This is a genomic window from Streptomyces sp. NPDC001135, from assembly GCF_053598395.1.
Map to the genome: position 1 here is coordinate 261150 of NZ_JBSFKD010000004.1, position 20116 is coordinate 281265.

24 protein-coding genes and 1 pseudogene are annotated in these 20116 nt (G+C 72.3%); 19 read left to right on the plus strand and 6 right to left on the minus strand.

The window, feature by feature from the left end:
* Positions 1 to 118 precede the first annotated feature (118 nt).
* Positions 119 to 313, minus strand: coding sequence for a DUF2795 domain-containing protein (locus tag ACWC94_RS08210; protein ID WP_450795575.1), 195 nt, complete (start codon positions 311 to 313; stop codon positions 119 to 121).
* 175 nt (positions 314 to 488) lie between these two features.
* On the opposite strand from ACWC94_RS08210, the gene ACWC94_RS08215 reads away from it, so the two are divergent.
* The 7 genes from ACWC94_RS08215 to pqqB all read left to right on the plus strand — a co-directional run bounded on the left by ACWC94_RS08215 (position 489) and on the right by pqqB (position 5620).
* Positions 489 to 650: a hypothetical protein gene (locus ACWC94_RS08215; RefSeq protein ID WP_450795576.1), complete on the plus strand. Its 162-nt coding sequence runs from the start codon at positions 489 to 491 to the stop codon at positions 648 to 650.
* Between the two features lie 9 nt (positions 651 to 659).
* Positions 660 to 983, plus strand: a complete 324-nt coding sequence (locus tag ACWC94_RS08220) for a DUF2795 domain-containing protein (RefSeq protein WP_450795577.1) — start codon at positions 660 to 662, stop codon at positions 981 to 983.
* 122 nt (positions 984 to 1105) lie between these two features.
* Positions 1106 to 2620, plus strand: a complete 1515-nt coding sequence (locus ACWC94_RS08225; protein ID WP_450795578.1) for a purine-cytosine permease family protein — start codon at positions 1106 to 1108, stop codon at positions 2618 to 2620.
* Positions 2617 to 3168: a cysteine hydrolase family protein gene (locus tag ACWC94_RS08230; protein ID WP_450795579.1), complete on the plus strand. Its 552-nt coding sequence runs from the start codon at positions 2617 to 2619 to the stop codon at positions 3166 to 3168. The genes ACWC94_RS08225 and ACWC94_RS08230 overlap by 4 nt, the downstream gene beginning before the upstream one ends.
* Positions 3165 to 3872, plus strand: a complete 708-nt coding sequence (locus ACWC94_RS08235; protein WP_450795580.1) for a GntR family transcriptional regulator — start codon at positions 3165 to 3167, stop codon at positions 3870 to 3872. Before ACWC94_RS08230 ends, ACWC94_RS08235 begins: the two co-directional genes overlap by 4 nt.
* Before the next feature lie 324 nt (positions 3873 to 4196).
* The gene (locus ACWC94_RS08240) at positions 4197 to 4595 is read left to right on the plus strand and encodes an SseB family protein (protein ID WP_450795581.1); all 399 of its coding nucleotides are present in this window, start codon (positions 4197 to 4199) and stop codon (positions 4593 to 4595) included.
* A 134-nt stretch (positions 4596 to 4729) separates the two neighbouring features.
* Positions 4730 to 5620, plus strand: coding sequence for a pyrroloquinoline quinone biosynthesis protein PqqB (gene pqqB, locus ACWC94_RS08245; protein WP_450795582.1), 891 nt, complete (start codon positions 4730 to 4732; stop codon positions 5618 to 5620).
* Between the two features lie 5 nt (positions 5621 to 5625).
* Here pqqB and ACWC94_RS08250 read toward each other — a convergent pair whose 3' ends face one another.
* The 4 genes from ACWC94_RS08250 to ACWC94_RS08265 all read right to left on the minus strand — a co-directional run bounded on the left by ACWC94_RS08250 (position 5626) and on the right by ACWC94_RS08265 (position 9585).
* Positions 5626 to 6024: a MarR family winged helix-turn-helix transcriptional regulator gene (locus tag ACWC94_RS08250; RefSeq protein WP_450795583.1), complete on the minus strand. Its 399-nt coding sequence runs from the start codon at positions 6022 to 6024 to the stop codon at positions 5626 to 5628.
* Between the two features lie 75 nt (positions 6025 to 6099).
* Positions 6100 to 6450, minus strand: coding sequence for a VOC family protein (locus tag ACWC94_RS08255; RefSeq protein ID WP_450795584.1), 351 nt, complete (start codon positions 6448 to 6450; stop codon positions 6100 to 6102).
* A gap of 118 nt (positions 6451 to 6568) precedes the next feature.
* On the minus strand, positions 6569 to 8881 hold the full coding sequence (locus tag ACWC94_RS08260) for an FtsX-like permease family protein (RefSeq protein ID WP_450795586.1): 2313 nt from the start codon (positions 8879 to 8881) through the stop codon (positions 6569 to 6571).
* Entirely contained in the window at positions 8878 to 9585 is a 708-nt protein-coding gene (locus ACWC94_RS08265) for an ABC transporter ATP-binding protein (protein WP_450795587.1), read from the minus strand. The genes ACWC94_RS08260 and ACWC94_RS08265 overlap by 4 nt, the downstream gene beginning before the upstream one ends.
* 140 nt (positions 9586 to 9725) lie before the next feature.
* On the opposite strand from ACWC94_RS08265, the gene ACWC94_RS08270 reads away from it, so the two are divergent.
* The gene (locus tag ACWC94_RS08270; protein WP_450795588.1) at positions 9726 to 10583 is read left to right on the plus strand and encodes a sensor histidine kinase; all 858 of its coding nucleotides are present in this window, start codon (positions 9726 to 9728) and stop codon (positions 10581 to 10583) included.
* Complete coding sequence (locus ACWC94_RS08275) at positions 10580 to 11305, plus strand: response regulator (RefSeq protein WP_450795589.1); 726 nt, start codon at positions 10580 to 10582, stop codon at positions 11303 to 11305. The genes ACWC94_RS08270 and ACWC94_RS08275 overlap by 4 nt, the downstream gene beginning before the upstream one ends.
* 32 nt (positions 11306 to 11337) lie before the next feature.
* On the opposite strand, the pseudogene ACWC94_RS08280 reads toward ACWC94_RS08275, so the two are convergent.
* Positions 11338 to 11475, minus strand: a pseudogene (locus tag ACWC94_RS08280) (substrate-binding domain-containing protein); the annotation flags it as partial.
* Between the two features lie 191 nt (positions 11476 to 11666).
* Between ACWC94_RS08280 and ACWC94_RS08285 the strand changes: the two are divergent.
* From ACWC94_RS08285 to aspA, 10 genes are all read left to right on the plus strand, one after another.
* Positions 11667 to 11954 carry an ArsR family transcriptional regulator gene (locus tag ACWC94_RS08285; RefSeq protein ID WP_450795590.1) on the plus strand — a complete coding sequence of 96 codons (288 nt, stop codon included), beginning with the start codon at positions 11667 to 11669 and terminating at the stop codon, positions 11952 to 11954.
* 65 nt (positions 11955 to 12019) lie between these two features.
* The gene (locus ACWC94_RS08290) at positions 12020 to 12988 is read left to right on the plus strand and encodes an SMP-30/gluconolactonase/LRE family protein (protein ID WP_450795591.1); all 969 of its coding nucleotides are present in this window, start codon (positions 12020 to 12022) and stop codon (positions 12986 to 12988) included.
* Positions 12989 to 13055: 67 nt separating this feature from the next.
* The gene (gene crcB, locus ACWC94_RS08295) at positions 13056 to 13517 is read left to right on the plus strand and encodes a fluoride efflux transporter CrcB (protein ID WP_450795592.1); all 462 of its coding nucleotides are present in this window, start codon (positions 13056 to 13058) and stop codon (positions 13515 to 13517) included.
* Complete coding sequence (locus ACWC94_RS08300; RefSeq protein ID WP_450795593.1) at positions 13514 to 13894, plus strand: DUF190 domain-containing protein; 381 nt, start codon at positions 13514 to 13516, stop codon at positions 13892 to 13894. Before crcB (ACWC94_RS08295) ends, ACWC94_RS08300 begins: the two co-directional genes overlap by 4 nt.
* A complete protein-coding gene (crcB, locus tag ACWC94_RS08305) occupies positions 13891 to 14265 on the plus strand; it encodes a fluoride efflux transporter CrcB (protein ID WP_450795594.1) in 375 nt (124 codons plus the stop codon). The genes ACWC94_RS08300 and crcB (ACWC94_RS08305) overlap by 4 nt, the downstream gene beginning before the upstream one ends.
* Positions 14266 to 14340: 75 nt before the next feature.
* A complete protein-coding gene (locus ACWC94_RS08310; protein ID WP_450795595.1) occupies positions 14341 to 15177 on the plus strand; it encodes an undecaprenyl-diphosphate phosphatase in 837 nt (278 codons plus the stop codon).
* A 172-nt stretch (positions 15178 to 15349) separates the two neighbouring features.
* Positions 15350 to 16027 (plus strand): FadR/GntR family transcriptional regulator, encoded by a 678-nt coding sequence (locus ACWC94_RS08315; RefSeq protein ID WP_450795596.1) that lies wholly within the window; start codon positions 15350 to 15352, stop codon positions 16025 to 16027.
* The gene (locus ACWC94_RS08320; protein WP_450795597.1) at positions 16024 to 17463 is read left to right on the plus strand and encodes an amino acid permease; all 1440 of its coding nucleotides are present in this window, start codon (positions 16024 to 16026) and stop codon (positions 17461 to 17463) included. The genes ACWC94_RS08315 and ACWC94_RS08320 overlap by 4 nt, the downstream gene beginning before the upstream one ends.
* 41 nt (positions 17464 to 17504) lie before the next feature.
* Positions 17505 to 18521: an asparaginase gene (locus tag ACWC94_RS08325; protein WP_450795598.1), complete on the plus strand. Its 1017-nt coding sequence runs from the start codon at positions 17505 to 17507 to the stop codon at positions 18519 to 18521.
* A 144-nt stretch (positions 18522 to 18665) separates the two neighbouring features.
* Positions 18666 to 20075, plus strand: coding sequence for an aspartate ammonia-lyase (gene aspA / locus ACWC94_RS08330; RefSeq protein WP_450795599.1), 1410 nt, complete (start codon positions 18666 to 18668; stop codon positions 20073 to 20075).
* The last annotated feature ends 41 nt before the right edge of the window (positions 20076 to 20116 follow it).

A 20116-nucleotide genomic window follows, 5' to 3' on the forward strand; every position in this document is an offset into this window, starting at 1 on the left:
GGGCGCGGGGGCGCCCCCGGCCGCTCCCCCCGCGGGCCCGTGGACTCTTCGGTCCCGCCCCCCCCCCCGGGGGGGGGGCGGGGGGGCGCCCCCCCCCCCCCCCCCACGCCGTGATCGGTCACTCGTTCCGGAAGACGGCCTTGCTCACCTCGGCGGGGTTCTGGAACTCCTTCTTCCCGAGGTGCGAGATCCGGTCGGTGATCTCCTTGGACGCGTGATTGTCCTCGGCGACCTTCCTGAGCTGCTCCCGGTCGGCCGGGTACTCCGCGCCGGACAGGGCTTTCTGCAGATCCGTCGGGCTGACACCCGCCATGGCTCCTCCAGGCGGTGAGAAGGGGCTTGGTACGCCGGCGCCGCATGCTGCGCCGGGACCGCTCAGGTACCCAGCCCCGGGCCGCGGATTCATGGATTCTCGCCGGTCATGGGACACGCGCCGCACGGGTACCCGGGGGCCTCGGAACAGGCAGGGACACGTGAGGGAGGTCCCGATGAGCGAGTCCACGCCTTCCCAGGCGGAGGGCGAGCGGGAGACCGGCGACGCGCAGGCGCAACAGCCGCCGCGCACGTCTCCCTCCCAGGCGGAGGGAGCGGACACCGCCGACGAGAACGCGGACGAGAACACCGAGCAGGGCGACGCACACGAGACATGAGGAGGAGTCATGAGCACGGCACACACCAGCGTCCCCGAGGTGCTGGCCGCGCTGAAGGACGTGGCGTACCCGGCCGACAAGGAGCGCCTGGTCACGGCCGCGCGGGAGGCGGGTGCCTCGGACGAGGTCGTCAAGGCCCTGCGCGGCATCCCGGCCGAGCGGTACACGGGCCGTGACGATGTGGCGAGGTCGGTACGGGTGGACCCGGACTCGGACCTCGGCCCCACCGCCGCACAGCGCGCGGAACAGGCCCGGGAAGGAGGCAAACCCGGTCTCTCCCAGCATCTGCGGGAGGAACCCAGGACACCGATCCAGGAGGAGTTCGACCGCTGAGCCGGCGCCGGCGTCACCCGGCGCCGCCCGAGGGCCCTTCGGCACCGATGGCACCCCCGCCCAGCGTGCGCTAGCGTGCCGTGATCAGACACGTCTGGACAGGTAGGGCAGGTGGCGCGGCGATGACGCACCCGCAGGAGCCGGTCACGAGCACCGACGGCAGATCCCCCGGCCGCCCCATCCAGGTGGAGACGCACGGGCTCGACGTGATCGGGGACGCGGACCGCAAGGGCACCCCGCGCACGCTGTTCTGGCCCTGGTTCGGGGCCAACGTGTCCGTCCTCGGACTGAGTTACGGCGCCTTCGCGTTGGGCTTCGGCATCTCCTTCTGGCAGGCCCTCGTCGCCGGTGTGCTGGGCATCGTCGTCTCGTTCCTGCTGTGCGGTTTCATCGCGGTCGCCGGGAAGCGCGGCTCGGCGCCGACGATGGTCCTCAGCCGGGCGGCGTACGGCGTGCGCGGCAACCGCCTGCCGTCCGTGATCTCCTGGGTGCTCACCGTCGGCTGGGAGACCGTCCTCACCGCGCTCGCCACGCTGGCCACCGCGACCGTCTTCAGCCGTCTCGGCTGGGGCGGCGGCACCGGGACCAAGGTGGTCGCCCTCATCGTGGTGGCCGCGCTGACCGTCGTCGGCGGGGTCATGGGCTTCGACCTGATCATGCGGTTGCAGACGGTCATCACCGTGGTCACGGGCGTCCTCACCCTCGTCTACGTCGCCCTGGTCGCCGACCACATCCACTGGGGCACGGTCAGCGCCGTCCCGGCCGGTTCGGCGCAGGAGTTCGTCGGCGCGCTGGTGTTCATGATGACCGGCTTCGGCCTCGGCTGGGTCAACGCCGCCGCCGACTACTCCCGCTACCTCCCCCGGAGTTCGTCCAGTCGGGGAGTGATCGGCTGGACCGCCTTCGGAGCCTCCGCGGCCCCGCTGCTCCTGCTGGTCTTCGGCCTGCTGCTGGCCGGTTCCTCCCCGAGCCTGAGCAAGGCCGTCGCGGCCGACCCGATCGGCGCGCTGACGACGATCCTGCCCATCTGGTTCCTGGTCCCCTTCGCCGTGGTCGCCGTGCTCGGCCTGGTCGGCGGCGCCGTCCTCGACATCTACTCCTCCGGCCTGGCCCTGCTCTCCGCCGGGCTGCGCGTGCCCCGCTACCTGGCCGCGTTCTTCGACGGCGTCCTGATGATCGCCGGCTCGGTCTACATCGTCTTCTTCGCGGGCGACTTCCTCGGCCAGTTCATGGGCTTCCTCACCACGCTAGGCGTGCCCATCGCCGCCTGGTGCGGCATCATGCTCGCCGACCTCGCCCTGCGCCGCCGCGACTACGACGACGGCGACCTCTACCGCCCGCACGGCCGCTACGGCGACATCCCCGTGCCGCCCCTGCTGCTCACCCTCGCCGCCACGGCCGTCGGCTGGGGCCTGGTCACCAACACCGCGGCGAGCTGGCTCACCTGGCAGGGCTACCTGCTCTCGCCGGTCGGCCTGGGCGGCAAGACCGGGGCCTGGGCGTACGCCAACCTCGGTGTCCTGGTCGCGCTGGCCCTCGCCTTCGCCGGCACCCTGCTGCTCGGCCGGGGCCGGGTGCGCGCCCAGGAGGCGCAGGCGCCGAGCCCGGTCACCGGCGAGGGGGTGGTGAACGCATGACCGCCGGGCATCTCGCCGTCATCGACCTGCAGAACGTGTTCGCCGACCCGGCGAGCCCCTGGGCCACTCCCCGGTACGCCGACGCGGTGGCGGGCGTCCGCAGTCTGCTGCCGGCCTTCGCCGGCCGCGTCACCTTCACCCGCTTCCTGGCCCCCGGCGAACCGACCGGGGCCTGGCGCGCCTACTACGACCAGTGGCCCTTCGCCCTCCAGCCCCCGGACGCCGAACTCTGGCAGTTGTCCGACGAGTTCGCCGCCCTGGCCGGCCATGTGCTGGACACCACCACCTTCGGCAAATGGACCCCGCTGCTCGCCGCCCGCGTCGGTCCGGACGACCGCCTGGTGCTGGCCGGTGTCAGCACCGAATGCTGTGTCCTGTCCACCGCCCTGGCCGCCGCCGACGCCGGCACCGAGGTGCTGGTGGTCGCGGACGCCTGCGCCGGTGTGGACGACGACGCCCACGTGAAGGCCCTGCAGATCATGGAGATGTACCGGCCGCTCGTCCGCGTCACCACCGTCGACGACCTGCTCGCGGAGGGCGGGCCGTGACCGGTGTCCCGCTCAAGCACCAGCGGATCAGCCGGATCCTCGCCCGGGAGATCCGCGACGGCGGCCGCCCGGCCGGCGAGCGGCTCCCCGCCGAACACGCCCTCGCCCAGCGGTTCGGCGTCAGCCGTACGACCATCCGCGCGGCCCTCGCCGAACTGTCCGGGGAGGGCCTGATCACCACCCGCACCGGCAAGGGCTCCTACGTCCTCTTCGGCGGCCCCCCGCTGGACGGCCGGCTCGGCTGGGCCCGCGCGCTGGCCGTGCGGGGCGTGGACACCGCGGTGCGGACCCTCGCCGTACGCGAGACGCGCGACGTCGCCCTCGCCGCCGAACTCGGCTTGGCGAAGGACGTGTTCGTGTGCGTGGCGCGCACGCGTGAGCTGGTCGCGGACGGCACCGTGGTGTCGTACGAGCGCAGCTTCCTGCCACCGGTGCCCCTGATCCGGGAGCTGCCCGCCCGCGGCCTCGGCCAGGAGTCGCTCACCGAGCTGCTGCTGCGGGCCGGGCTGCGCGCCGACCACGGGGAGCAGCGGGTCTGCGGGCGGCCGGTCGACGTCCAGGAGGCGGAGCTGCTGCGGCGCACGCCGGGGGACTGGTTCCTGCAGGCACGGCGGACCGGCCGGGCGGCCGACGGCTCCTTCGTCGAACACGTCGTCACCCTCCTCGACCCCGGCCACTTCCAACTGACCCTCACCTTCGGCTGACCCGCCCGGGAAGCGCTGGCGCGAGGCCGTACACGGTTACCGGCGGCGCGGCCGGGAGGTCATGACCGGCCCTGAAGGTCCGCCTCCACGGCGGGCACCGCGGCGTCGCCCGGCCGATGCCCCGCCGCCCGGGTCCGCTCGGGCGGTGATCACGGTCACCGGCCGGGCTTCACCGTGTCCGGCCACACGTGTCCACGCCCCCGTCGGACCTCCGCCGATCCTCACGCATGCCCCGCCGCCCACCGGGTACGCGAGGCGGGAGCACGCCCGGGTCCGCAACCGCCCCGGGTGGCCCGTACGACCGCCGCTACCTGGGGATCTGCCATGGAGACACCCGCACACGACGACCTGCCTACGCCGGCCCAGCAGGCGCTGGACGCGCTGGCCGTGAACGCCGAGGACCAGGCCGCGCTGGACGTCCTCGCCCACAGTGACGTGCTCGTCCCCGTACCGGACGACGCGATCGACGGGGAGGGCGCCGATGCCACGAGCGTGGCCCTGCCCGTCCTCGAACAGCCCGGAGGCGACCCGGTCGTCCCCGTGTTCACCACGGAGGGCGAGATGACCGGGCTGCTGCCGTTCGTATCCCGCTACCGCCTCATACCGCTGGGCGCCCTGGCCTCCCAGTGGCCCGACGAGGACCTCTCCCTGGCCATCGACGGCAACTCCACCCACGCCCTGACCCTCACCTCACAGGGGGTACGCACGCTGCTGGCCAGGTGATGCAGGGCCCCGATCCCGAGCAACCCCGCCAAGGACGGCCGGAACTGCCCCCCTCCCCGGGGTGGTCACACGTCTCCGGAAGGGGAAGATCCCCGGCGAGAGACACAAGCGCGGCGCGCGAAGGAGCCGATGTCGTGAGGGTCGTCCTGCTGGGCACCGCCGCCGACGGCGGCTTCCCGCGGTGGAACTGCTCCTGCACGCTGTGCACGGCCGCCCGGGACGGCCGGCTGCCTTCCCGTACCCGGGAATGCGCCGCCGTCACCGGCAACGGCCGCGACTGGTGGCTGCTGAACGCCTCGCCGGACCTGCGCACCCAGCTCACCGCCACACCGGCGCTCCGGCCCGGACCCGGCCCCCGGGACACCCCGCTGCGCGGTGTCCTGCTCACCGACGCCGAGGCCGACCATGTCACCGGCCTGGGCGAACTGCGCGGAGCGACGGGCCTGAAGGTCTACGCCGCCCCGCCGGTGCACGCCGTCCTGGCCCCCGCCCGCGCCGCCCTGGACCGCTACGCCCGCTGGGAGTGGCCGGACAGCCTGGCGGAGGGGGGATTCGTGCTGGCCGGCGGTCTGGTGGTCACGGCCCATCCGGTGGGCGCGAGGACCCCGGCGTACGTACCGGCGCAGACGCCGCGACCCGCCGGCCCGTGGATGACGGCGTACCGCGTCGAGGACCTGGCCAGCGGGGGAGTGCTGGTGTACGCACCGGGTGCGGGCGCCTGGAGCCCGGCACTGGAGGAGCTGTGCGCCCAGGCCGACTGCGTCCTGCTGGACGGCACCTTCTTCGCGTCCGACGAGACGGGCACGGCGGTGCGGCCCGGCGCCGGGCCGGCCACCGTCGGACACCTGCCCGTCACGGGACCGGACGGCTCTCTCGCCGCCCTGGCCCGCCATCCCGGCGCCCGCCGGATCTACAGCCGCCTTCACCACACGAACCCGCTCCTCGACCCGGCGTCACCGGCACGCGCGCGTGTCGCCGAGGAGGGTGTCGAGGTGCTGCCCGACGGGTCCGAGCTGCTGCTCTAGGGGGCCTAACCCTGCTGCTCGCTCAGCATGCGCTCCAGCACAGCCCGCTGCAGCGGCAGCACCTCGGCGTGCAGCGCGCGGCCCTTGCGGGTGAGCGCCACCCACACCCCGCGCCGGTCCTCCGCGCACACCGAGCGCTCCACCAGCCCGTCCTTCTCCAGCCGGCCGATCAGCCGGGACAGTGCGCTCTGGCTGAGATGAACCCGTCCGACCAGGTTCTGCACCCGGCACTGGTCACCCTCCGCGGGCGACTCGGAGGCCAGGATGTCCAGCACCTCGAAGTCGCTGGCGCCCAGCCCGTGCGGGTGCAGGGCCCGGTCGATCTCGCACATCGTGCGCGCGTGCACGGCGAGGATGTCCCGCCACCGTTCCTCGAGCCGGGCGTCGGCCGTCTTGACTGCCATACCCGCACCGTAGCACCCATCCGGCCAATCATTGAGTATGCAACTAGTGCGGGTGCAAGGAGTCGGCTCCGCCGCTCAGGCGGCCGGGTCCTGGAGGAGGCCGACCAGGTTGCCGTCCGCGTCCTTCACCGAGGCGATGAGCCTGCCGTTGCCGACGTCCCGCACGTCCTGCACCACTTCGGCGCCCGCCTCCAGCAGCGCCGCGAGCCGGTCCCGGAGATCGGTGACGTGCCAGAACGGCACCGGCCCGGTCAGGCCCTGGGCATGCCCGTTCGGGTCGAGGCCGATGTCCTGCCCCTCGGCCTTGAAACCGACGTAGTAGGGCTCGTCCACGTACGGCTCCACTCCCAGCAGGACGGTGAACAGGGCCTTGGCACGGCCCCGGTCCTTGACGGGGTAGATGATCGTCTGCAGGCCGGCGGTCATGGGACTCTCCTTGTGAGCTGAGCGGCCCGGCGGGGCTTTCCGCCGGTGCACCTCACGCTAGGGCCCGGGAGCCCGCCGCGGCTTCTTCGATCCTGACCGCTTGCGGATCGCCCCCTCCTCACTCGCTGTGCAGCACCTCGGCGACGGTGAGGCGGGCCGCGCGCCGGGCGGGGACGAGGGCGCCCATGACGGCGATCAGGATGCCCGCGAGGGCCGGCAGCGCCAGGATCCGCGCATGCCAGACATCCGTCATGTACGACGGCAGAGTGATGTCGATCCCCGCCGCCATCCGCGGGATCACCACCTCGTAGGCCGCGATGCCCAGCGGGACGCCCAGCACCGACCCCAGCGCGCCGAGCACCGCCATCGACGTCACCGTCATCACCGTGACCTGGCCCGGGGCCATGCCGATCGACTTCAGCATGCCGAGGTCGCGGCGCCGGTCGTGGGTGTTGAGCACGGCCGTGTTGAAGACCCCGAGGGAGGCGACCAGGGCCAGCAACAGGGTGAGGGCGGTCGCGGAGCCGACGATGGCGCCGGTGACGCTGTTCGCCTCGGTCGGCTGGACGGACAGTTCCGGGCCCGCGGCCCGGACGGCGCGGGCGTACGCCGTCCGGTCCGTGCCCTCGCGCAGCCTGACGTGGTAGGCGATGGCCCTCTCGTCGGGGACCAGCGCGGTCATCGTCGGCCAGGAGCCGATGACCAGCCGGTCGTCGTTGTCCATGGTCTCGCCGACGACCGTCACCTCCTCCTCACGGGTACCGTTCCGCAGCCGCAGACGGTCGCCGATGCCCATCTCGTTCCTGTGCAGGAAGGCCGAGGAGGCCAGCACCTCTCCGGTGCGTCGCGTCCAGCGCCCCCGCGTCAGCACGCTGTCCAGATGCGGGTCGGGGCCGCGCCGGCCCTCGAACATCACCACCTGCGTGGTGCCGACGAGGAGTGCGTCGTCGTCCGCCCGCGCCGTGACCCCGGCCACACCGGGCAACCCCGCCAGCATCGACTGGAGCTGCCGGTCGCTGTGCGCGGGGTGCACCTCCTTGCCGTGCCGGTCGGTGTTCACGTAGACGGTGACGTCGTAGGCGCGGTGTCCGGCGTTCCCGAAGCCGGCCAGCGTCGCGGCCAGGCCGGTCGCGAACGTCACCGTCGTCACGCCCAGCACCACGGCGGCCAGGGTGAGCGCGCTGCGCGCGGGCCGGGCGAACGGCAGCCCGATCCCGAGGCTGACCGATCGCGGCAACCGCAGGCCGGCCAGCCGCCGTTGGATGCCGAGCGTCCGCCCCTCGCGCGGCGCGCTGCCCGCGCTGATCGCCCGCGCGGCCGACAGCCGTTGGGCCCGCACCGAAGGGCCCAGCGCGGCCAGCGCGCAGACGAGCGGCATGCCGAGCAGCCCGAGCAGGTTCACCCAGGGCGCGATGCCAGGCTGGTCGTGCAGCACCCCCGACATCGGCCCCGTGAACACGAACCGCAGGAACGGCGCGGCGAGCAGATCGCCGGCCAGCGTGCCCAGCGCGCAGCCCAGCACCGCCGGTACGGAGATCATCGTGAGGTAGACACCCAGTACCTGTCCCGGAGTGAATCCGAGGGCCTTGAGGACGCCGATGTGCCGGAACCCGGAGACCACCGCCCCGGCCACCACATTGGCCACGATCAGTACGGCCACCAGGATGCCCAGGACACCGAACGCCATCAGATACGGGGCGTACCCGCGCGCGTTGCTGCCCATCCGGTGCTTGAGTACCAGGTATGACTGCGAACCGCTGAGCGCGTTCGTGGGCAGGCCCCTGGTCACGCCGCCCAGCCCGGCGCGCAGCGCGCTCGGGGACGACGCGTCCCGGAACCGGTACAGCATCTGTGAGGCGTTCGGGTGCAGTGCGGCGATCTGGCCGGGGGCGACCCACACGTCCGCCGTATGGCTGAGGTCGAAGGCGAACCCGACGACGGTGAGCGTCGGGCCCGACCGCGGGTGCCACTTCTTGCCCAGGTCGTCGGCGCTCCAGTCGGACTGCCGGTTCAGGACCATCTCGCCCGGCCGGGTGGGCCACCGGCCCGCCCACAGGTCCACCCGGTCCACCGGCCCCCCGGGGCCGGGGCGGCCGACCACGGTGACCTCACCCCCCATGCCGAAGTCACCGGCTCCCCTCGGCATCTGCAGTGTCGCCTGCGGAAACGGCCCCGCGACCGCCTCCACCCCCGGCTGCCGCGCCGCGCGCGTCAGTTGGGCGTCCGACACCTTGCTCCGGTCGAACGCGGCCGTGACATGCGGCCCGCGCTGCGCCCCGAAGACCCGGTCGAACGGCGCCGACGCCGCGTCCACCAGCCCCAGCGCCACCACCATCGACCCCGTCGACACCAGCGTGACCAGCCAGATCACCACCGTCTGCAGTCTCCGCCGGCGCACGGCCGCGCGCGCGGCCTTCCACACGGCGCTCATACCGACGGCTCCAGGGCGTGTTCACCGGTCACCCGGCCGTCGGCCAGTTCCACCAGGCGGCTCGCGCAGCGCTGCGCCAGACGCCGGTCGTGCGTCACGATGACCAGCGTCTGGCCGATCTGGTTCAGATCCAGCAGCAGGTCCATCACCTGCTCCCCGGCCCGGCTGTCCAGTGCCCCGGTCGGCTCGTCGGCCAGCAGCAGCGCGGGCCGGTTCATCAACGCCCGTGCCACCGCCACCCGCTGGCGCTCACCCCCGCTGAGCACCGACGGGTAGGCGTTGCGGCGCTCCGCGATGCCCAGTTCCTCGAACAGCTCCAGGGCCCGCCGCCGGGCCTGCCGGGCCGGTGTGCCGGTCAACTGGGCGGCCAGCGCCACGTTGTCCAGGGCCGACAGGTCGTCGATGAGGTTGAAGAACTGGAAGATCATGCCGATCCGGCGCCGCCGGTACAGCGCGAGCCCCTTCTCGCTCAACTCCCCGACACTCTCGCCGTGTACGACGACACCGCCGGCCGTCGGCCGGTCCAGGCCGGCGATCATGTTGAGCAGCGTGGACTTGCCGCATCCCGAGGGGCCCATCACCGCGACCGCCTCCCCGGCCCGGATGTCCAGCGACACCCCGTCGAGCGCGACCGTCTCGCCGTACTCCTTGCGCACACCGTCGAGCCGTACGACGGTGTCTCCCGTTCTCACCTCGGTGACCATGGACAGGACGCTAGACGGGGGACTCCGGCGTCGGCATCCCTCCCCGGACGGCATTGGGGAGCAGGACTCGTTCTCCGGATGCAGGACGATGAACCCCCAGGTCGATGCGGATGTCAGTGCCGTCTGCGACCATGCACGACATGGGGGAGTACCAAGTGCTGACGGCGGCGCTCGCGGTGGCGTGCGCGGCCGTTCTCGGGACGGGTGTCGCGCTGGTGCGCACCCGGCGCCGCTGGCAGACGGCGGTCGGGGAGCGGGGCTGGCTGCTGGAGCGCGAGCGGGAGAGCGCGGCCGAGGCCGCGATCGCGGCCGAACGCGACCGGATCGCCCGCGAGTTGCACGACATCGTCAGCCACAACGTGAGCCTCATGGTCGTGCAGGCGAGCGCCGCGCGCGAGGTGCTGGGGACGATGCCGGACGAGGCGGCGTCGGCTCTCAGGGCTGTCGAGGACGCAGGGCGGGGCGCGATGACCGACCTCAGACACCTGCTGGGACTGCTGGCGCCGGCACAGGACGGCACGGACACCGACCCGGGACCGGCAGTGGGTGCGGACGCGGGCGCGGTGAGCACGCCTCTCGCCCCGCAGCCCGGCCTCGACCGGCTCGGCCCCCTCGTGGACCGCATATCGTTCGCCGGGCTCCCGGTCGAGGTCCACGTCTCCGGCGAGCCGCGCCCGCTGCCCCAGGGCATCGGCGTGACCGCCTACCGGATCATCCAGGAGGCTCTGACCAACGCGCTCCGGCACGGCGACGGCGGCAAGGCGGAGGTGACCGTGCGCTATGCCGACCACGCCCTGCGCGTCGAGGTGCTCAACACCGGCCCCAGCGTGCTGACCGGCACCGCCCCGGCCACCCCGAGACCGGCGTCCGCCGGCACCGGGCGCGGCCTGCTCGGACTGCGCGAGCGGGTCGCGGTCTACGGCGGTGACCTCGACGCCCGCCGCAGACTCGGCGGCGGCTACCGCGTCCGCGCGCGCATCCCCCTGGACCGCCCATGACGGGAACCGTGCCCGAGCGGGCGCCCCGGGTCCTGATCGCCGACGACCAGACGCTGATCCGGACCGGCTTCCGGCTGATCCTCACCGCCCGGGGCATCGAGGTGGTCGGCGAGGCCGCCGACGGCGCCGAGGCGGTGTCCGCGGCGGGTGAACTGCGCCCGGACGTCGTCCTCATGGACATCCGCATGCCGGCCATGGACGGTCTGGAGGCCACCCGCCGCATCCTGCGGCAGACACCGGACTGCAGGGTCCTCATGCTGACCACGTTCGACCTGGACCGGTATGTGTACGAGGCCCTCGCCATCGGCGCCAGCGGCTTCCTGCTCAAGGACGTCACCCCGGAGCACCTGGCGGCGGCGGTACGGCTCGTCAGCACCGGTGACGCCCTGCTCGCCCCGCAGATCACCCGGCGTCTGGTGGAGCGGTACGCGGCCGAGGCCGAGCGGACGGCCGAGCCCGTGCCCGCCGACCTGGCCGCGCTCACCCCCCGCGAGCGGGAGGTCCTGACCCTGATGGGGCGCGGCCTGTCCAACACGGAACTGGCCGCCGAGCTGACCCTGAGCGAGGCCACGGTCAAGTCCCACGTGGCCCGCATCTTCGCCAAGCTGGGCCTGCGCGACCGGGCCCAGGCGGTGGTCCTCGCCTATGAGACGGGATTGGTGGCGCCCCGCAGGGGCGCGGGGAACGGCGCGACCGGCCGTGCCGGCGCCGCGGACGCGTGACGGCCCTTCCCGGCACCCGGGCTGCGCTGCGGTCAAGCCGACTCGCGCCGCACCAGCTCCGTGGGCAGGATCACCGCCGCCGTGTCCTCACCGGCGATCCGCGCGAGCAGCACCCGCACCACCTCGTTGCTGATCCGGTCCCACGGCTGCCGGATCGTGGTGAGTTGCGGGGTGACGGCCGATGACGGACGCGGCCGGGAACAACCTGCGGGAGTACGTGTTGCCGGGCCCCGGCCGGCACTCCCAGGTCGTACGGCCGTTCGGTACCGGACAAGGACCAACGGCCCAGGGACGTGACGGAGTCGCCCGGGCGACAGTGGGAAGACTGCGTATGAGGAGGCCGGGGACGGAGGCGGACGCAATGATGGGAACTCCCTCGGGCCGGATGCGGCAGACCATCCTGGAGTGGCTCAAGGACCCGGCGGCCCACTTCCCGGCGCACTGCCGCCGTGACCCCGTCGACAGGGGCGTCACGGCGCGGGCCGTGGCCGTCAAGCTGGGCGTACCCCGCCGGACCGCCCTCGCCCACCTGGACTTCCTCACCCGCCTCGGCGTGCTGCGCACCCGCCGCGTCCGCTGCCGCACCTACTACTGGCGCGACGAGATCCGCATCGCCGAGGTGGCCCGGATGTTCGAGAAGGGGTGGTGAGCGGAGGCCGGGCAGGAGAGAGTGGCCGGGCAGCAGGGGCGACCGACGGCGAAAGGGCACCGCGCATGGACCGACCGACGGCACTCGTCCCGCTCCACTACGTCTCCCTGGGCGTCCGCGGCCCCGAGGACGTGGTGGCCGACGGGCACGGACGCGTGCTGACCGGAGCGGAGGACGGGCGGATCCTGCGCGTCCACCACCTCGGTGACCCGCGCACGGCCCGCGTGGAGGTGCTGGCCGAGACCGGCGGCCGCCCGCTCGGACTCGAACCCCTCCCGGACGGCGGCCTGTTGGTGTGCGACGCGGAACGCGGCCTGCTGCGCGTCGATCCCGCCGAAGGCGCCGCCGGCACCGTGCGCGTGCTCGCGGACTCGGTGGCGGGGGAGCGGCTCCGTTTCTGCAGCAACGTCGTCGCCCTGCCGGACGGCACCGTGTACTTCACCGTCTCCAGCCGCCGCTACCCCGTGGACCAGTGGATCGGTGACATCGTCGAACACACCGGCACCGGACGCCTGCTGCGCCTTCCCCCGGAGGGCGGTGAGCCGGAAGTCGTCCTGGAGGGGCTGCAGTTCGCCAACGGCCTGGCGGCCGGCGGCGACGGCGCCTTCCTGGTGATCGCCGAGACCGGTGCCTGCCGGCTCACCCGCTATCACCTCACCGGCCCGCGGGCCGGCCGCACCGACCTCTTCGCCACGCTGCCCGGCATGCCGGACAACCTCTGGCGCGAGGGCCCCGACGGCCCGCTCTGGGTCGCGCTCGCCAGTGGACGGGTCCCGCCGCTGGACCTCCTGCACCGCACCCCGTCCGCCGTGCGCGGCGCCGCCGCCCGGGCCGCCGTCCACGCGCCCTACCGCCCGAGCGGAACGATCGGGGTCATGGCCCTCGACGACACCGGGCGGACCCTGCACCACCTCTCCCGCCGCCGCTCCGGCTTCCGCATGGTCACCAGCGTCTGCGTGACCGGGGACCACCTGGTCCTCGGCAGCCTGTGGGAACCCGGCGTCGCGGTCTGCGCGCGGCCCGCGACGCCCTGACCCGGCGGTAGGCTGGTGCCCGGCCGTGATCACCCGTCGGGGCAGGCCGAACAGGAGACGCACCAGCATGACAGCCCCGGAAGCCGAGAGCCTCCGTGCCCGCCCCACGCCACGGCGGCGGCCCGCATGGCAGCACCAGATACCCGTGGTCGCGGTGGTCGCGATCGGCGGCGCCCTCGGCGCGTGCGCCCGTTACGGGCTCACCCTCGCCTGGCCCACACCGCCGGGCGGCTTCCCCTGGGCGACCTTCTGGACCAACGTCATCGGCTGCGCGGTGATCGGTGTCCTCATGGTGCTCATCACCGACGTGTGGGCCGCCCACCGCCTCGTACGCCCCTTCTTCGGCACCGGCGTGCTCGGGGGCTTCACCACCTTCTCCACCTACGCCGTCGACATCCGCAAGCTGGTCGACGCCGGCCGCCCGGGGCCCGGGCTCGCCTATCTCGCCGCGACGCCGTGCGCGGCCCTCGCCGCGGTGTGGCTCGCCTCGGCCGCCGCCCGCCGGGTGCTGATCAGGAGGCAGCGATGACATCACTCACCGGCCGCGCCCTCAGGCTGACCGTCTACATCGGCGAGGACGACACCTGGCACCACAAGCCCCTCTACTCCGAGATCGTGCACCGCGCGCATGCGGCCGGACTCGCCGGCGCGAGCGTCTTCCGGGGCATCGAGGGCTTCGGCGCCTCCTCCCGCGTCCACACCTCCCGCCTGCTGTCCCTGAGCGAGGACCTGCCGGTGGCGGTCGTGGTCGTGGACGGCGAGGAGCGCGTACGAGGGTTCCTGCCGCAGCTCGACGAACTCGTCGGGGAAGGTCTCGTGACCCTGGAGGAGTGCGAGGTCGTCCGGTACGTGGGGCGCTCCGCCGGCCAGGGGGACACGGATCCGAAGGGTAAGAAGTCGTTGTGAACTGGCTGCTGGTCATCGCGGGGGCCATGGTGGGCGCACCGCTGCGCTATCTCACCGACCGCTCCGTGCAGGCCCGCCACGACTCGGTCTTCCCCTGGGGCACCTTCGTGGTGAACGTCACCGGCTCGCTGGTCCTCGGGCTGCTCACGGGCGCCGTCTCCGCCGGGGCGGCCGGGCCCCATCTGCAGCTTCTCATCGGCACGGGTCTGTGCGGCGCGCTGACGACGTACTCGACCTTCTCCTACGAGACCCTGCGGCTTACCGAGGCCGGCTCCGGCCTCTACGCTGCCGTCAACGTCGTCGCGAGCGTGGTGGCCGGGCTCGCCGCGGCCTTCGCGGGTGTCTCGCTAGCCGGCGCCCTGTGGGCCTAGGCGCTTGCCAGACCGCCGGACGCAGCAAGTACTGTCTACAGCACTGTCGACCAACTCTCCTCAGAACTGGATCCCATGAGCGCCATCTCCGTCGGTCAGGCCGTCGTCCTCGGAGTAGTCGAGGGGGTGACCGAGTTCCTCCCGGTGTCCTCCACGGGTCACCTGAAGATCGCCGAGGGACTCATGAACATCCCGGTCGACGACAAGTCCGTCGTCGGGTTCTCCGCCGTCATCCAGGTCGGCGCCATCGCCGCCGTGCTCGTGTACTTCTTCAAGGACATCAAGCGGATCGTCTCCGCCTGGTTCCGCGGTCTGACCCACCGCGAGGAGCGCTACCACCACGACTACAAGTTCGCCTGGTGGGTGATCGCCGCGACCATCCCGATCGTGGTGGTCGGCCTGGCCGCCAAGCCGCTGATCGACGGTCCGCTCGCCTCGCTCTGGGTGGTCGCGGGCTCCCTGATCGTCGGCTCCGCGGTGATGTGGGCCGCCGACCAGATGGGCCGGCACAAGCGCGGGGAGGACGACACCTCCTTCAAGGACGCGATGTGGGTCGGCTGCTCCCAGATCCTCGCCCTGCTCTTCCCCGGCTTCTCCCGCTCCGGCGCCACCATGTCCACCGCGCTCATCCTGGACCTCGACCGCGTCGCCGCCACCCGTCTGTCGTTCTTCCTCGGTATCCCGGCCCTGACCGGCGCCGGCATCTACGAGCTGAAGGACGCCCTCGGCGCGGGCGTGGGCGCCGCCCCGCTGGCGGTCGGCACCATCGTCTCCTTCGTCGTCGCCTACGCCTCGATCGCCTGGCTGCTGAAGTTCGTCGCCAAGCACTCCTTCAACGCCTTCGTGATCTACCGCATCGTGATCGGCGTGGGCCTGCTCGGCCTGCTCGCCACGGGCACGCTCAACGCCTGACCGAATCCTGCTGATCACCCACGGGGTGCGGATGCCTGCATTCAGGCGCCGCACCCCGTGAATGTTTCGTTACGCCCCACCTTGACAGCCCCGGCGCGCAACCCGCAGGATCGCTCCCGTGAACCTGTCAGACAGCCAGACAGGTGGACGTGGGCCCCGGCGTATCAGCGCCATGGAAGCGGTCCTCTCCCACCTCCGCGGCGCCATCGAGCGCGGCGAGTACGCCATGGGCGACAAGCTCCCCTCCGAGGCCGAGCTGTGCCGCACCCTCGAGGTGTCCCGGCCCGTGCTCCGCGAGGCGCTGCGCGCGCTGCAGACGATGGGCCTGACGGTCTCCCGGACCGGGAAGGGCACCTTCGTCGTCGCGAACGCCGTCGAGGACCCCACATTCGGCGACTACGCGGCCAGCGACCTGCTGGAGGTGCGCCGGCACATCGAGATCCCGGTCGCCGGGTACGCGGCCCTGCGCCGCACCCCGGAGAACCTGGACCACCTGGCCCACCTGCTCGACCGCATGGAGCGGGAGACGGACACCACCGCGTGGGTCGCGATGGACACGCTCTTCCACCTCGCCGTGGCCGAGGCCGCCCAGAACCCGGTGTTCCGCCGGGTCATCGAGGAGATCCGCGACGCACTGGCGCGTCAGTCGGCCTTCCTCAACGAACTGGGCGGCCGTCGCGAGCAGTCCAACCGTGAGCACCGGGCGATCGTCGAGGCGCTGATCGACGGTTCCGAACTCGACGCGGTGGAGGCCATGAGCCACCACCTCGACCGCGTCGAGACGACCCTCACCGACATCGTGCGCCCCGCGCGCACGGACCTCCCCACGGAAGGCGGACCCGAGGCGTGAGCGAGCAGCACCTCAAAGACGAGACGCGCCCCTCGTCCGGCCATGTCGACGCCGGAGACGCCGGCTACAGCAAGGGCCTCAAGCACCGGCACGTCAACATGATCGCCATCGGCGGCGCCATCGGCACCGGCCTCTTCCTCGGCGCGGGCGGCCGGCTCGCCGACGCCGGTCCCTCCCTGTTCATCGCGTACGCCGTCTGCGGAGTCTTCGCCTTCCTGGTCGTCCGGGCCCTCGGCGAACTCGTCCTGTACCGCCCGTCCTCCGGCGCCTTCGTGTCGTACGCCCGTGAGTTCCTGGGTGAGAAGGGCGCCTACACCGCAGGCTGGATGTACTTCCTGAACTGGGCGACCACCGGCATCGCCGACATCACGGCGGTTGCCACGTACACGCACTACTGGGGCATGTTCTCGGACATCCCCCAATGGTTGATCGCATTGATCGCCCTGGCCGTCGTGTTGACCGTCAATCTGATCTCGGTCAAGATCTTCGGCGAACTGGAGTTCTGGTTCGCCATCGTCAAGGTGTCGGCGCTCGTCGTCTTCATGTGCATCGGCATCTTCCTGCTGGTCACCCAGCACCCGGTCGACGGCCGTCACCCCGGCCCGGCCCTGATCACCGACAACGGCGGCGTCTTCCCGGGCGGCCTGCTGCCCATGCTGCTGATCATCCAGGGCGTCGTCTTCGCCTACGCCTCCGTCGAGCTGGTCGGCGTCGCCGCCGGTGAGACCGAGAACCCCGAGAAGATCATGCCGAAGGCGATCAACTCGATCATGTGGCGCGTGGGCCTGTTCTACGTCGGCTCCGTCGTCCTGCTCTCGATGCTGCTGCCCTGGAACGAGTACAGCGCCGGCGAGAGCCCGTTCGTGACCGTCCTGTCGCACATCGGTGTCCCGGCGGCCGGCGGCGTGATGAACCTGGTCGTGCTGACCGCGGCCATGTCCTCGCTGAACTCCGGCCTGTACTCCACCGGCCGCATCCTGCGCTCCATGGCCATGAGCGGCTCCGCCCCGAAGTTCACCGCGAGGATGAGCCGCAGCCAGGTCCCGTACGGCGGAATCCTGCTCACCAGCGGTATGTGTGTCCTCGGTGTGGGCCTCAACTACGTCGTCCCCGCCGACGCGTTCGAGATCGTCCTCAACTTCGCGGCGATCGGCATCCTCGCGACCTGGGGCATGATCATGATCTGTCACGTGCTCTTCTGGCGGAAGACCCGGAAGGGCGAGCTGACCCGGCCGACGTACCGGCTGCCGGGTTCCCCCTGGACCGAACTCGTGACGCTGGCGTTCCTCGCCTCCGTCCTGGTCCTCATGTACGCCGACGGCGGCGCCGGACGCACCACCGTGCTCTGTCTGCCGCTGATCGTCGCAGCGCTGGTCACGGGCTGGTTCGCCATCCGCGGCCGGATAGCGCGCACATCCACCGGCGCCGACGCGTGACCCGCGACCCGGACCGCCCCGACCCCTCGATACAGGCAGTGATGTACAGCAGTTCCCCCGCCGACGCACCCGTCGTCCGCGAACCCCTCCACGCGCCCGTCGCCCACCTCGTCCGCGGCGGGGTCGTCGAGGGTATCCACTACGGCTCCGTGGTCGTCCTCGGCGCCGACGGCCGGGTGCAGTTCCAGCTCGGCGACATCGAGGCCGCCTTCTACCCGCGCTCGGCCGTCAAACCCCTCCAGGCCGTGGCCATGCTGCGGGCCGGTCTGCCGCTGGACGGCGAACTGCTGTCCCTGGCCGCGGCCAGCCACTCCGGCGAGGAACGCCACCTCGCCGGCACCCGGCGCATCCTCGAACTCGCCGGGCTGACCGAGGACGACCTGCGCAACGTCCCCGACATGCCGTTCGACCCGGCCGTCCGGGACGCCTGGGTGCGCGAGGGCCGCACGCCCTCCCGGCTCGCCCAGAACTGCTCCGGCAAGCACGCGGCGATGCTGTGGACCGCCCGGCTCAACGGCTGGTCCCTGGAGGACTACCTCGACCCGGAGCACCCGCTGCAGCAGGCGATCGAGGAGATCGTCGAGGACCTGACCGGCCAGCGGGTCGCCCGGGTCACCGTGGACGGCTGCGGGGCGCCGCTGTTCTCCATCTCCCTGCACGGACTCGCCCGCGCCCTGTCCCGCATCACCTCGGCCGCTCCCGGCACCCCCGAGGCGCGGGTCGCCGACGCGATGCGCGCGCACGCGGAGATGGCCTCGGGAGCGGGGCGGGACGTGGCCGCGTTGATGCGGGCCGTGCCGGGGTTGCTCACCAAGGACGGCTTTGAAGGCGTTCAGGTTGCTGCACTGCCTGATGGCCGGGCCATCGCTGTGAAGATCGCCGACGGGGCGAACCGGGCGCGGATTCCGGTGGCTGCGGCCGCGCTCGCTCGCGCGGGCGTCGACCCCGAGCTGCTGACCGAGTTCGCGGGGGAGCCGCTGTTGGGGGGTGGGGAGCCGGTGGGCTGTGTGCGTGCTGTGCGTGCGCTGGACCCGGTTCCGTTCACTGCGTGCGCGTAATTCGCCGAATACCGGGGGCCGCGGGTCGTCTGCGGCCCGCGGGCCGTTCGTGGCCGGTCGCGCCCACGCGGCGGTAGCCGCATATGGACACCGCCCCGCGCCCCTTTTGATACTCCCGTACCTCAGAAAGAGGACCCATCTCCCATGACCGCCGCCACCCGCAGCGAGCACGACCTCCTCGGCGACCGTGACATACCCGCCGACGCGTACTGGGGTGTGCACACCCTGCGCGCGACGGAGAACTTCCCCATCACCGGCACCCCGATCTCCGCCTACCCGCATCTGATCGACGCCCTGGCCGCCGTCAAGGAGGCCGCCGCCCTCGCCAACGAGGAGCTCGGCCTGCTGGCGCCGCAGAAGGCGCGCGCGATCGTCGCCGCCTGCCAGGAGATCCGGGCCGGCAAGCTGCACGACCAGTTCGTCGTCGACGTCATCCAGGGCGGCGCCGGCACGTCCACGAACATGAACGCCAACGAGGTCGTGGCGAACCGGGCGCTGGAACTGCTCGGGCACCAGAAGGGCCAGTACGCGGACCTGCACCCCAACGAGCACGTCAACCTGGGGCAGTCGACCAATGACGTCTACCCGACCGCCGTCAAGATTGCGACGGTCTTCGCGGTGCGCGGACTGCTCAAGGCGATGGCCGTACTCCAGGACGCGTTCGCCCGCAAGGCGGTCGAGTTCCGTGACGTGCTCAAGATGGGCCGTACACAGTTGCAGGACGCCGTGCCGATGACGCTCGGTCAGGAGTTCTCCGCGTATGCCGTCATGATCGAGGAGGACCGCAGCCGTCTCGCCGAGGCCGTCGAGCTGGTCCATGAGATCAACCTGGGCGCCACGGCGATCGGCACGGGCCTCAACGCGCCCGCCGGTTACGCCGAGGCCGCCCGCCGGCACCTGTCCGCGATCACCGGGCTGCCGCTGGTCACCGCCGCCAACCTGGTCGAGGCCACCCAGGACTGCGGTGCCTTCGTCCAGATGTCCGGGGTGCTCAAGCGGATCGCGGTCAAGCTCTCCAAGAGCTGCAACGACCTGCGGCTGCTGTCCTCCGGTCCGCGCGCGGGCCTCGGCGAGATCAACCTGCCTCCGGTCCAGGCCGGTTCGTCCATCATGCCGGGCAAGGTCAACCCGGTGATCCCCGAGGTGGTCAACCAGGTCGCCTTCGAGGTGATCGGCAACGACGTCGCCATCACCATGGCCGCCGAAGCCGGGCAGCTCCAGCTCAACGCCTTCGAGCCGGTCATCCTGCACTCCCTGTCGGAGTCGATCACGCACCTGCGCAGCGCCTGTCTGACACTGGCCGAGCGGTGCGTGAACGGCATCACCGCCAACACCGAGCGGCTGCGCGCGACCGTCGAGAACTCCATCGGCCTGGTCACCGCGCTCAACCCGCACATCGGCTACACGGCCGCGACGGACATCGCCAAGGAGGCCCTCGTCACGGGCCGGGGTGTGGCCGAACTGGTGCTGGAGAAGGGCCTGCTCCCGGCCGAGCGGCTCGCCGAGCTGCTGCGCCCCGAGGTCGTCGCCGGCAGCGGGGCACCGGCCGCCTGACCTGCGGCGACGCAGGGCCGATTGCGCTCCGGGACCGAGCG

Coding starts and splice junctions, on each gene's coding strand:
- ACWC94_RS08210 (WP_450795575.1), bottom strand. CDS start 313: ATGGCGGGTGTCAGCCCGACGGATCTGCAGAAAGCCCTGTCCGGCGCG.
- ACWC94_RS08300 (WP_450795593.1), top strand. CDS start 13,514: ATGACATCACTCACCGGCCGCGCCCTCAGGCTGACCGTCTACATCGGC.
- ACWC94_RS08260 (WP_450795586.1), bottom strand. CDS start 8,881: ATGAGCGCCGTGTGGAAGGCCGCGCGCGCGGCCGTGCGCCGGCGGAGA.
- ACWC94_RS08220 (WP_450795577.1), top strand. CDS start 660: ATGAGCACGGCACACACCAGCGTCCCCGAGGTGCTGGCCGCGCTGAAG.
- ACWC94_RS08270 (WP_450795588.1), top strand. CDS start 9,726: ATGGGGGAGTACCAAGTGCTGACGGCGGCGCTCGCGGTGGCGTGCGCG.
- ACWC94_RS08325 (WP_450795598.1), top strand. CDS start 17,505: ATGTACAGCAGTTCCCCCGCCGACGCACCCGTCGTCCGCGAACCCCTC.
- ACWC94_RS08315 (WP_450795596.1), top strand. CDS start 15,350: ATGGAAGCGGTCCTCTCCCACCTCCGCGGCGCCATCGAGCGCGGCGAG.
- aspA (WP_450795599.1), top strand. CDS start 18,666: ATGACCGCCGCCACCCGCAGCGAGCACGACCTCCTCGGCGACCGTGAC.
- ACWC94_RS08230 (WP_450795579.1), top strand. CDS start 2,617: ATGACCGCCGGGCATCTCGCCGTCATCGACCTGCAGAACGTGTTCGCC.
- ACWC94_RS08215 (WP_450795576.1), top strand. CDS start 489: ATGAGCGAGTCCACGCCTTCCCAGGCGGAGGGCGAGCGGGAGACCGGC.
- ACWC94_RS08255 (WP_450795584.1), bottom strand. CDS start 6,450: ATGACCGCCGGCCTGCAGACGATCATCTACCCCGTCAAGGACCGGGGC.
- ACWC94_RS08225 (WP_450795578.1), top strand. CDS start 1,106: ATGACGCACCCGCAGGAGCCGGTCACGAGCACCGACGGCAGATCCCCC.
- ACWC94_RS08290 (WP_450795591.1), top strand. CDS start 12,020: ATGGACCGACCGACGGCACTCGTCCCGCTCCACTACGTCTCCCTGGGC.
- ACWC94_RS08250 (WP_450795583.1), bottom strand. CDS start 6,024: ATGGCAGTCAAGACGGCCGACGCCCGGCTCGAGGAACGGTGGCGGGAC.
- ACWC94_RS08265 (WP_450795587.1), bottom strand. CDS start 9,585: ATGGTCACCGAGGTGAGAACGGGAGACACCGTCGTACGGCTCGACGGT.
- ACWC94_RS08240 (WP_450795581.1), top strand. CDS start 4,197: ATGGAGACACCCGCACACGACGACCTGCCTACGCCGGCCCAGCAGGCG.
- ACWC94_RS08285 (WP_450795590.1), top strand. CDS start 11,667: ATGATGGGAACTCCCTCGGGCCGGATGCGGCAGACCATCCTGGAGTGG.
- ACWC94_RS08275 (WP_450795589.1), top strand. CDS start 10,580: ATGACGGGAACCGTGCCCGAGCGGGCGCCCCGGGTCCTGATCGCCGAC.
- crcB (WP_450795592.1), top strand. CDS start 13,056: ATGACAGCCCCGGAAGCCGAGAGCCTCCGTGCCCGCCCCACGCCACGG.
- ACWC94_RS08310 (WP_450795595.1), top strand. CDS start 14,341: ATGAGCGCCATCTCCGTCGGTCAGGCCGTCGTCCTCGGAGTAGTCGAG.